Origin of the sequence: Brenneria uluponensis (genome assembly GCF_032395385.1) — a bacterium.
Lineage (GTDB): Bacteria > Pseudomonadota > Gammaproteobacteria > Enterobacterales > Enterobacteriaceae > Prodigiosinella > Prodigiosinella aquatilis.
The window spans coordinates 2349374-2360172 of the sequence record NZ_CP135917.1; the positions used below are offsets into that span (position 1 = coordinate 2349374).

Genomic DNA, 10799 nt, shown 5'->3' on the forward strand with positions numbered 1-10799 from the left:
TCCTTTTATCGCTTGATTTCCTTGCTCCAGCACTGTGCATGCATTGTCTGAAGACGGTGCTGTTCTTCAGGCCGGCTATCAATAGGTAGCAAGCTTCCCCTTACTTTTCATCACGCTATCGAAATCAGCCATAGCTTTTTCTGAACCAATAAACAATTGGTTCGAAATTTGCCTGTTATTTGTACGAACGCTATCAGTGATAACACATTGAGAAGTCGATAAATGCGTAATGACGGGATGAAATAAGACAAAAGGGGAATGAACCAATTATGACTGGTTCTGATGGTCTGAGGGCGAATTCCAGTTCCGCACTGGAAAAAATGCGTCAGCTGATTCAACAGCATGACGACCGACCTGATCAGCCGCTGCCGACCGAGCGCGAGCTGGCGGAGCTGTTTGGTGTCGGGCGGCGAGAAATCCGGCGGGCGCTGGATGTGCTGGAAGAGGAAGGACGTATCTGGCGCAAGCAGGGCAAAGGGACTTTTGTCGGCCCGGCAGCGCCGGTACAACCGCTGGTACTACAGGATCTGCCGCAGCAGTCAAATTTGCTGGAGGTCATGGAAGCCCGTTTGCAACTGGAGCCGGGATTGGCGCGATTGGCGGCGTTGCGGGCCAGTAAAGAGCAAATTGCGTTGATGTCGCGTTTACAGGAACGTATGCAACCGATCGCGCTGGACGATGGCGACCAACATGAGCTGTGGGACAGCGCTTTTCACCGTGCTATTGCGGAAGCGGCAGGCAATCGTCTGATGCTGAGTTTGTTTGACGCCATTGACGCCATTCGGCGTGAACCGGACTGGCAGCATCTGCGCATTCAAGCGCGTACGCCATCGCGTCTTGTTCACTACGACCAGCATCATCAGCGACTGGTGCGGCATATCGCTGCTCGTCAGCCAACGGAGGCCGCCGCAGCTATGCGAGAACATCTGTTGTCGTTGCAACAGGCGTTGATGGATGCGATTCACTGCAATGATGATGAGGAACAATTATGACGCATCCTAACCCGGTGCCGGTTCTGCACCTGCGTAATCTACAGGTGCAGTTTCAGGGTTCTCCCGTCACGGTTCTGGATGGTATCACTCTGACATTACAGGCGGGGGAGACGCTGGCGTTGGTGGGGGAGTCCGGCTGCGGTAAGAGTATCACCTCGCTGGCGCTGATGGGGCTGTTGCCGACCAGTGCACATATCATCAGCGGAGAAATGGTCTTCAACGGGCAGGATCTACGTGCGCTACAGGCCCGGCAATACGCCGATTTACGCGGTAATCAGTTGGCGATGGTATTTCAGGAGCCGATGACTTCGCTTAATCCGGCGTTCACCCTTGGCGATCAGTTAAGTGAGGCGGTGTTACGACATCATGCGGTTAGCCACCGAGAGGCGATGGAACGGGCGCGGGCGATGTTGCAGAAAGTACAGATTCCGGCAGCGGAGATGCGTCTGCGATCCTATCCACACCAGTTGTCTGGCGGCATGCGTCAGCGAGTGATGATCGCCATGGCATTGATCAATCGACCCGTGCTGCTGATTGCCGATGAGCCGACCACCGCGTTGGATGTCACTATCCAGGCGCAGATTCTGGCGCTGTTGCGACAACTACAGCAGGAAACCGGCACCGCGGTGCTGATGATCACCCACGATTTGGGTGTGGTGGCGGAAGTGGCGCAACGGGTCGCGGTGATGTACGCCGGACAGGTGGTGGAAACCGGCCTGGTAGCCGACATCTTTGACGATCCACAACATCCTTACACGATTGGACTGATGGGGGCTATCCCCAGTATGGGAACTCGCCAGCACGCGCTGTCCACTATTCCCGGTCAGGTGCCGTTGCCGGAAGCGATGCCAGCGGGGTGCAGGTTTGCCACCCGTTGTCCGTTTGCGCTGAAGGGGTGCCATCAGGAAAAACCACCGCTGCACAGTGTGAGCGATCAGCATGCGGTGGCTTGCTTCCGTGCCCCGCTGGAAACCCATGTCACCCCGGAGATAACCCCATGACCCAACCGATTCTCGAATGTCGCGATCTCAGCAAAACGTTCCCCGGACCGGCGCGACTGTTCCAGCGTAATCAAGAGGTGACGGCGGTAGATCGCATTTCACTACAGGTCAGGGTCGGGGAGACGTTGGCGATTGTCGGTGAATCCGGATCGGGCAAGTCTACGTTAGGACGGCTGTTGCTGCGCTTGTTGCCTGCTTCCGCCGGGCAAGTGTTATATCAGGGAGAAGAAATCACCCATGCCAGCGGTGCGCGCCTCAACCAGTTACGCCGAGAACTGCAAATTATCTTTCAGGACCCGTTTGCTTCGCTCAATCCGCGTATGACCGTAGAAAGCCTGGTGGGCGAACCGCTGTGGCTGCACGAATCGCTGTCGCGGGCGGAGCGCCGGCCACGGGTGGATGCATTGTTGCGTACGGTCGGGTTACCGTCAGCATGGGCGTCACGTTATCCACACGAGTTTTCCGGTGGACAGCGCCAGCGTATCGGTATCGCCCGGGCGTTAGCCTCCGGCCCCAAACTGCTACTGGGTGACGAACCGGTTTCTGCGCTGGATGTGTCGGTGCAAGCGCAGGTGGTGAATCTGCTGGAGAACCTGAAAACCCAGTTTGGGCTGACGCTGATTATCGTGGCACATGGATTGGCAGTGATCCGCCATATGAGCGATCGGGTCGCAGTGATGTATCTCGGTCAGATCATTGAGCTGGCGCCGGTGGACGATCTGTTCAATGCGCCGCTACATCCCTATACCCAGGCGTTGATGGCGTCGGCACCCCGATTGCAGCCCGGTAGCGACAGAGTATTGCCGGTGTTGCAAGGGGATCTGCCCAACCCTGCCGCGCCGCCGACGGGGTGTCGTTTTCATACCCGATGCCCCCACGTTCGTGACGAGTGTCGTCAGCGTGAGCCGATCGCACAGATATTACCTGGCGGACGGCTGGTCGCCTGCCATCGTTGGCGGGAACTGCAAACTGACCGTGGTGTTATCACTATCGCACCACCGTCTGCCGCTTTTTTACGCCGTCGCTCGCTGTTCGAGCAGGCGGTTCGTCAGTAATCGCAACCTTAACCCGTTTGGAGAAGCATAGTGATGAAAGCCCGTCATACCCTGTTGAGTATACTCGGTAGCATGCTGCTGCTGGGCACCGGTGCGGCCGCACAGGCCGAGAGCATTATCCGTATCGGGCTGGGGGCCGATCCAGACATGCTGGACCCTCATCTGGCGCGCACCTACTACGGCCGTTTTGTGTTTGCGGCGATGTGTGACCGTCTGGTGGATGTGGACAAAAATCTGAAGGTTGTGCCGGGACTGGCGACTGACTGGTCATGGAGCGCCGATGGTAAGACGTTGACCATGAACCTGCGCCATGGTGTCACCTTCCAGGATGGTGAGAAATTCGACGCTCAGTCGGTGAAGTTCAACATCAATCGGGCGATGACGCTGCCGGGGTCGCTGCGTAAAAGCGAACTGTCTTCTGTGGCGCGTATCGAGGTGACCGGGCCATATCAGGTGATGTTTCACCTTAAAAACCCGGATGCCGCGTTGCTCAGTCAGTTGACCGATCGTGCTGGTGCCATGCTGGCACCGCAAGCGGCAGCCAAACCGGATTTTGCCATGCATCCAGTCTGTTCCGGGCCATATGCCTTTGAAAGCCGCGTTCAGCAGGATCGCATTGTACTTAAGCGTTTTAATAACTACTGGAACAAAGCGGCCTACCATTTTGACAAAGTGATCTTCCTGCCGATTCCAGATGCCTCGGTGCGGTTGGCGAACCTGCGTGCGGGTGATCTGGATTTGACCGAAGGCATCAGACCTAGCGACGTGAAGACGGTGGCATCCAATCCGGATCTGCGCCTGGAGAAAGTCACCGGACTGGGGTATCAAGGCATTACCTTTAACATTGCCAACGGCAAGACGAATACGGCTAATCCCTTTGCCAAAGATGCCCGGGTGCGTGAAGCCTTCTCGCTGGCTATTGACCGAGAAGCGCTGAATCAGGTGGTGTTTGAAGGGCTGTTCACGCCGGCCAATCAGGCGTTTTCACCGGTCAGCCCGTACCATGTCAACCTCCCGGTGGCGGCACGAAATGTGGAAAAAGCCAAAGCGTTGTTGGCGGCGGCTGGCGTGAAACCACCGGTTAATGTGACGTTGCTGGTAACCAATAATCCTACCGCTCAGCAGGTCGGACAGGTGATTCAGGCCATGGCTGGCGAGGCCGGGTTCAATGTGACCTTGCAGATGAGCGAGTTCGCCACCTTGCTGGATCGCCAGCAACGCGGCGATTTTCAGATTAGCTTGTCGGGCTGGTCCGGTCGGCCAGATCCAGATGGCAATATTTTCTCCTTCATCTATAGCAAAGGTGGGTTGAATGATGGTCACTACAGCAATCCGCTCGTGGATAGCTGGCTGATCGAATCGCGTCAGGCTAACGATGTGGCGAAGCGTCAAGCATTGTATGCCAAGGTAGTCACCCAGCTACAGACAGATATGCCGTTGGCCTACCTCTATTTCGAGCCGCGTATTTTTGGTATGACCAAAAAACTCACCGGATTTACGCCATCACCGGACGGACTGGTGCGGCTTGCCGGTGTAAAAATGGCGCCGTGATGGCGGGGAGCGACCATGCTTGAGTTGATTGGGAAGCGTCTGTTGCTGGCAATCCCCACGCTGTTACTGGTTAGTATCATGGTGTTTGCTTTGCAGAAACTGCTGCCGGGCGATCCGGTGCTGGCGATGGCGGGTGAGGAGCGGGATCCCGCGGTGATCGCGCAACTTAGGGAAGCTTATCATCTAAATGATCCCCTTTCGTCGCAGTACCTTTACTGGATAGAGGATGCGCTACAGGGAAATTTGGGAATATCGCTACGCACCAAAGAGCCGGTAACGACGTTGATTGCCAGCAAGTTGCCAGTGACGCTGGAGTTGTCGCTGCTGGCGATGCTGGTGGCGCTGACGATGGGTATCAGTGCCGGCATTATCGCGGCGGTACGCAAGGACAGCTGGGTCGATCGCACTACCAATCTGCTGGCGCTTTCCGGCATATCGGTACCGCATTTCTGGCTGGGGATCTTACTGATTATGCTGTTTTCAGTGCACCTGCAATGGTTGCCGGCCTCCGGTTATGTGCCGCCGGGAGAGGATCTGGCGCAGAACCTCAAAACGTTGCTACTGCCAGCGCTGGTGTTAGGCACCGGGTTGGCGGCGACGTTGATGCGCCATACCCGGGCGGCGATGATCGACGTGTTGCAGGCAGATTACATCCGTACCGCCCGCGCCAAGGGATTGCTGCCGGGTAGGGTGATTCTCAAGCATGCGTTTCGCAACGCGCTGGTGCCGGTGATCACCCTGACCACGTTATTGTTTGGTGAACTACTGGGTGGGGCGGTGCTCACTGAGCAGGTATTCACCCTACCTGGTTTTGGCAAGATGATTGTCGATGCAGTGTTCAATCGGGATTATGCGGTAGTGCAGGGGGTGGTGATGGTGGTGGCGATCAGTTTCCTGTTACTCAACCTACTGGCGGACGTGCTGTACCTGCTGATTAACCCGAAAATGCGAGGCTGACGATGAGTGATGCGCTGGTTTCCTATAACGCTGTGCTGCGCAAACCGCGCAGTAGGGTGCTTGGCAAGTTTTTGCGCAATAAAAGTGCGCTGGCGGGAGCGGTGACTGTCACGCTGTTTATAACGCTGGCACTGCTGGCCCCCTGGTTGGCGCCGTTTGATCCGATTAAGACCAACTTTTTGGCGGTGCGCAAGCCGCCATCGACGTTGTACTGGTTGGGTACTGATGAGCTAGGGCGCGATATCCTCTCCCGTCTGATTTGGGGAGCGCGAACCTCATTACTGGCCGGGGGGGTCTCGGTGATGATTGCGCTGGTGATCGGCGTGCCGCTGGGACTGATTGCCGGTTACTGGCAGAAGCTGTGGGATGGTGTGATTTCACGGGTTATTGAAGCACTGTTGGCATGTCCGTTCCTGATTCTGGCGATTGCGTTGGGGGCATTTCTTGGCCCCAGCCTTAGTAATGCCATGATCGCCATCGGGTTGTCGGCGATGCCGATTTTTGCTCGTCTGACCCGCGGGCAGGTAATGGCGATCCGTAACGAAGAGTATATCGATAGCGCACGGGCTATCGGTCTGCCAGACCGCTGGATTGTGTTGCGCTACGTATTGCCGAATGTGTTATCGCCGATTCTGGTGCAGGCGACGCTGGCGATTGCGGCGGCGATCATCACCGAGGCCAGCCTGTCATTTCTTGGTCTGGGACAGCAGCCGCCTGCGCCGTCGTGGGGCGCGATGTTGAATACGGCCAAAGGCTATATGGAACAGTCTCCCTGGATGTCGGTGTTTCCGGGGCTGGCTATTTTTCTCACGGTGCAGGGTTTCAACCTGCTGGGTGATGGACTGCGAGATGCGCTTGATCCGCGTAACGACTGATAAAAGGAACCATGATGAGTGGAGCTGTTGATTTTTCCGTAGGGTATCCGTCCTGGCGTGTACCGATGATGGGGGATAACGCGGTGGCAACGTCGCAACCGCTGGCGGCACAGGCTGGGCTGCGCATGTTGCTGGCCGGTGGTAACGCCGTAGATGCGGCGATCGCCACCGCCATGACGCTGACGGTGGTGGAGCCGACGGGGAATGGTCTTGGCAGTGATGCGTTCGCCATCGTCTGGGACGGGCAGCAACTGCATGCGCTCAATGCCTCGGGTCGGTCTCCGGCTGCCTGGTCACCCGAGCGCTTTTCTCACCTGACAAAGATGCCTGAAAAGGGCTGGGAGTCGGTGATTGTGCCGGGTGTGGTTTCCGCCTGGGTGGCGCTGGCGGAACGTTTTGGTTCATTACCACTGACCACGCTGGCGCAACCGGCAATCGAGTATGCCCGCCAGGGTTTTCCGGTGTCGCCGTTGATCGCGCATCTGTGGCAGCGAGGTTATGACAAGTTGCACGATCAGCCCGGTTTCAGTGCCTGTTTTGCGCCGCAAGGTTGTGTACCGCGAGCGGGTGAGATCTTCCGTAATCCCGATCTGGCGGATTCGCTGGAAAAAATCGCTGCCACCAACGGCGAAACTTTTTACCGTGGAGAGCTGGCTCATAAGATCGCCGCGTTTGCCGATGAACACCAGGCGGCATTGACGCTGGCGGATTTGAGCCGCCACCGTGCCGATTGGGTGCCGACACTGTCCCGGTCGTTTGCCGGTGGCTCGGTGCATGAATTACCGCCCAACGGACAAGGTATTGCGACATTGATCGCGCTCGGCATTCTCGAACAGTGGGATATCGGTCGCTACGTGCCGGACTCCGTACAGTGGCTGCACCTGTCGATTGAAGCCATGAAACTGGCGCTGGCGGATCTGGATCGTTATGTGGCGGATGCCGCACACATGGCATTCCCGGCTGAAAAATTGTTGTGTGATGACTACCTTAAACAACGCGCGGCGTTGATTGATCCGCAACAGGCCGGTGATTTCACCTTTGGCGCCCCCAACCAGAGTGGCACGGTATATCTGTCTACCGCCGATGCCAGTGGCATGATGGTGTCGTTTATTCAGTCCAACTACATGGGGTTCGGCTCCGGAGTGGTGGTGCCTGGCACCGGCATCAGCTTGCAAAATCGCGGTGCGGGGTTTGTGCTGGAGGAAGGGCATCCGAACCAGGTGGCGGGCGGAAAACGCGCTTTCCACACCATTATTCCGGCGTTTGCGCTGGATACGCACGGCCAGCCGCTGATGTCGTTTGGTGTGATGGGGGGACCGATGCAGGCGCAGGGACACTTGCAGATGGCATTGCGCATCATGCTGCACGGTCAGAACCCTCAGGCGGCGATTGATGCGCCACGCTGGCGGGTGGAACAGGGACGTCGAGTGGTAGTGGAACCGTCGCTGGCGCGTAATACACTGGCAGCGCTGCGCGACATGGGCCATGACGTGGTGGTGGAAGATCCGCTGCAAACTTACAGTTTTGGCGGTGCGCAAGTAGTGATGCGCAATCCGCACGGCGGTTACATTGCCGCCACCGAAAGCCGCAAGGATGGTCAGGCGTTGGTGTTCTGACGTGTTATCCGATGGGGTCTGACGTTGAGCTCGCCGTTAAGCGTCAAGCCGACGTCGCCGGGTGTCCAGAAGACTATCCTTCAGGACACACCTCGTCATCTATCTTGACGGAGAGATCTCAACGTTACTTTTGCGCCTGTTGACCATTTGGTATTAGTGAAGAGGATAACGCTGCAATATGCCGGTCTACTAACAGTTCCACGACATCGCTGCGGGTGGTGTTGGCGAGAATGGATAACTGGTCGATTCTTCTTAACACTGACATCCGTAGAGAGAGCGAGACAGATTTCTTTTTTTCTTTGTCCAGAGATACTTGTCTCACAACATCTCCTGACTTTAGCTCTCCACTCGCGGTTAATACATCATTCATCCATTTTAAGGCTTTTTTATCCAGCAGCTTTGACTCGATAAGTTGATAAGTATGCGTTGCCTTACTGTATTTTATATCGGCTGAATAACTGTCTCGTAGCTCTTTCAGGGCACGCGTTAATGTGGGTTCTGAACAGGCAAGCTGAGTGATGATTTTCTTCGCCGATACAGGGTGCCTGGAACTCAACAGGATCGCCAATCGGAAAATGCGTGCTTGTCGGGTGCTGAGTTGCATGATTATTCAGTGCCTGTCGTCAATTTAAGGGGAGTGCTGTTGCTCATATTCAGGTATACATCTGGAGTGATGCTGAGCGCTTTTCGGAATATGAATTTCACTTGTCTATCCTCAGCTTTGATTTGTTAACGTGATGAACCTGACGGCATCTTGCGCGCTATCCTGGGCAATGCCGTAAATCTGTGCCTGTTCGAGGATTCGTGCGGCCCAGCGGCGGTGGGTCGCCGGTTCACACATCGCGCCCTGTGATTTGAAAACAGCCTGGCTGGAGTTAAGGATCCGCAGGGCATCTGCATGATCAGCAGATGACACCATGAGCGCCTGTTCGATCTTGGCGATTTGATTTGGGTGAATGGCCGTCTTGCCTACCAGTCCGTGCGCCATGTCGAGCGCCAGCTCACGCTCCATCACTTCATGGTCATCAATATGTTCACACACCGGTGAGGTCAGGGCGAAGTCACGTGAACCGAACACAGCCACCAGCATTTTAATGACATATCCCATAGGGCTGTCATACAACGTGAGATAGCGTGGACGGCGTAGCGAGATGACATTCATCAGGTCATTGCCACCGATACGCAATGCGATGATTCGATCATGACAAGGATGGTCTACCAGCACCGTGGCCAGCTTACGCATTTGTACTACATCAAAGACATCTTCGGTCTCCAGTGTTGGCATCATGCACAAGTGCGTGTCCTTTACGATAGCCCACCACACTGGCAGGGAAGCCAGGGTGAATTTGGGGAGCACCAGTCCGTCAATCGGAGTGAGACTTTCTGTTTCAGTCAGTAGCTTACCCATTTCAGCATGGCGCGGACGGATAAACACCAGCGGCCATTCGGCACCATAACCAGCCTCTTTCGCACGGGTTAGCGCTGACAGCACTTGCTTTACGTTGTGCAGGGCAACAGGCACGTCCGTTTCACTGACGGCATCCTCAAGACAGATGACGATAGAGCGTAGCCCCTCAATTTCATTATTCAACACACATTGGGTGATGTCAGTGCGCGTCGCAGGCATGTAGAGTGTGGCGCCCAGCCGATAGGGAGATAGTCTCTTTGTCATCAGTGAACCTTCTTAATAATGGTGACAGCGCGGTATTGTCCGATACGGTCACCCACTTCAGTGATGGTGATGTTCTTTTCGCGGGCCAGATATACCAGCAGGGCCACATCAGGATCGTCTACTGAACGAACCAGCACATGTTCCGGAACCCGGCGCAATACGGCACGCGTCGCTTCTGCAATACCGGGTTTAATCCGATTGATACTGGAAATATGGTACTCCTCGGTCAGCGCCGTAATGACTTGCTCGCTCTGCACTTTCAGGTGCGCGTAATTTTCTGGCTCCCACTGGCTGGGGGCAATCGCTTTGATATCGAGTTTTTCGCGACAATCCGCCACTGTATCAACCAACTGTCGGCTACATTCGAACGGGCTAAGGTGGTTGCACTTCACACAACCGTGCAGACCTTCTGACGACCAGATAGAGCGCGAGATGAGCCCGGATACGGGGGCTCCCATGATACCGAACGGGATCAGCCAATCATCGTCACTGGCAGCCAGCCACGAACATCCGCACGGATCAGCCAGCACCACTAATCGTGGTCGAAACGGGTAACCTGGACGCCCGGACAGCGACTGTTGTAGCTGACGGGTAATCGCGCCTTTTCCCGTCCAGCCGTCAACAAACACTACCCCATCGGTGCCGTGCTGTGCCTCGATCCAATCCATAGCGGTTTCATCAATACCCCGGTCGCGGATGATGCTTATCCCGTAATGATGTGAGCGCTTTCCCATTGCCCGTAACGTCTGGTGCAACATGACGCCCAAAGGGACGCCAGCACGCACCAGGCTGACCAAGACAATCGGTGTATCGCCAAAACGGTTCACCAATGCCTTGGCCAGCATAACCACTTCAGTCGCCAGCCGAACGGCCCCTTGATCGAGCGCTCGCGCAAACAGATCCAGATGCCAGTCCGTCGGCTCGGGTTCTTGACTCAACATGTCTGAGTAATGCCTGGCGCCAGACTGAATAAGTTGCTCCTTCATCTCGACCGGCGTCATTTCCATTTCCACCAGTTTGAGCAGAAAGTGAACGTCATTCGGGAGATATGAGCCAGAAAACGGGGTGAATGCTTGCATA

At 55.9% G+C, this 10799-nt stretch carries 10 protein-coding genes; 7 read left to right on the forward strand and 3 right to left on the reverse strand.

Annotated features, from left to right (window positions below; genetic code table 11):
• Window positions 1-269 precede the first annotated feature (269 nt).
• The 7 genes from RS889_RS10750 to RS889_RS10780 are packed head-to-tail and all read left to right on the forward strand — an operon-like array spanning window position 270 to window position 8047.
• Complete coding sequence (locus RS889_RS10750) at window positions 270-992, forward strand: FadR/GntR family transcriptional regulator (protein WP_315710677.1); 723 nt, start codon at window positions 270-272, stop codon at window positions 990-992.
• Complete coding sequence (locus RS889_RS10755; protein WP_315710678.1) at window positions 989-1993, forward strand: ABC transporter ATP-binding protein; 1005 nt, start codon at window positions 989-991, stop codon at window positions 1991-1993. The genes RS889_RS10750 and RS889_RS10755 overlap by 4 nt, the downstream gene beginning before the upstream one ends.
• Window positions 1990-3048, forward strand: coding sequence for an ABC transporter ATP-binding protein (locus RS889_RS10760; RefSeq protein ID WP_315710680.1), 1059 nt, complete (start codon window positions 1990-1992; stop codon window positions 3046-3048). Before RS889_RS10755 ends, RS889_RS10760 begins: the two co-directional genes overlap by 4 nt.
• A gap of 33 nt (window positions 3049-3081) precedes the next feature.
• The gene (locus RS889_RS10765) at window positions 3082-4599 is read left to right on the forward strand and encodes an ABC transporter substrate-binding protein (RefSeq protein ID WP_315710681.1); all 1518 of its coding nucleotides are present in this window, start codon (window positions 3082-3084) and stop codon (window positions 4597-4599) included.
• A gap of 15 nt (window positions 4600-4614) precedes the next feature.
• The gene (locus RS889_RS10770; RefSeq protein ID WP_021016106.1) at window positions 4615-5556 is read left to right on the forward strand and encodes an ABC transporter permease; all 942 of its coding nucleotides are present in this window, start codon (window positions 4615-4617) and stop codon (window positions 5554-5556) included.
• A 2-nt stretch (window positions 5557-5558) separates the two neighbouring features.
• The gene (locus RS889_RS10775; protein WP_315710682.1) at window positions 5559-6431 is read left to right on the forward strand and encodes an ABC transporter permease; all 873 of its coding nucleotides are present in this window, start codon (window positions 5559-5561) and stop codon (window positions 6429-6431) included.
• Window positions 6432-6445: 14 nt separating this feature from the next.
• Window positions 6446-8047, forward strand: coding sequence for a gamma-glutamyltransferase family protein (locus RS889_RS10780; RefSeq protein WP_315711007.1), 1602 nt, complete (start codon window positions 6446-6448; stop codon window positions 8045-8047).
• Between the two features lie 124 nt (window positions 8048-8171).
• On the opposite strand, the gene RS889_RS10785 is transcribed toward RS889_RS10780, so the two are convergent.
• From RS889_RS10785 to RS889_RS10795, 3 genes are all read right to left on the reverse strand, one after another.
• Window positions 8172-8651 carry an HTH domain-containing protein gene (locus tag RS889_RS10785; protein WP_315710683.1) on the reverse strand — a complete coding sequence of 160 codons (480 nt, stop codon included), beginning with the start codon at window positions 8649-8651 and terminating at the stop codon, window positions 8172-8174.
• A 111-nt stretch (window positions 8652-8762) separates the two neighbouring features.
• Window positions 8763-9719, reverse strand: a complete 957-nt coding sequence (locus RS889_RS10790; protein ID WP_315710684.1) for an HpcH/HpaI aldolase/citrate lyase family protein — start codon at window positions 9717-9719, stop codon at window positions 8763-8765.
• A complete protein-coding gene (locus tag RS889_RS10795) occupies window positions 9719-10798 on the reverse strand; it encodes a cysteine protease StiP family protein (RefSeq protein ID WP_315710686.1) in 1080 nt (359 codons plus the stop codon). The genes RS889_RS10790 and RS889_RS10795 overlap by 1 nt, the downstream gene beginning before the upstream one ends.
• Window position 10799 lies beyond the last annotated feature (1 nt).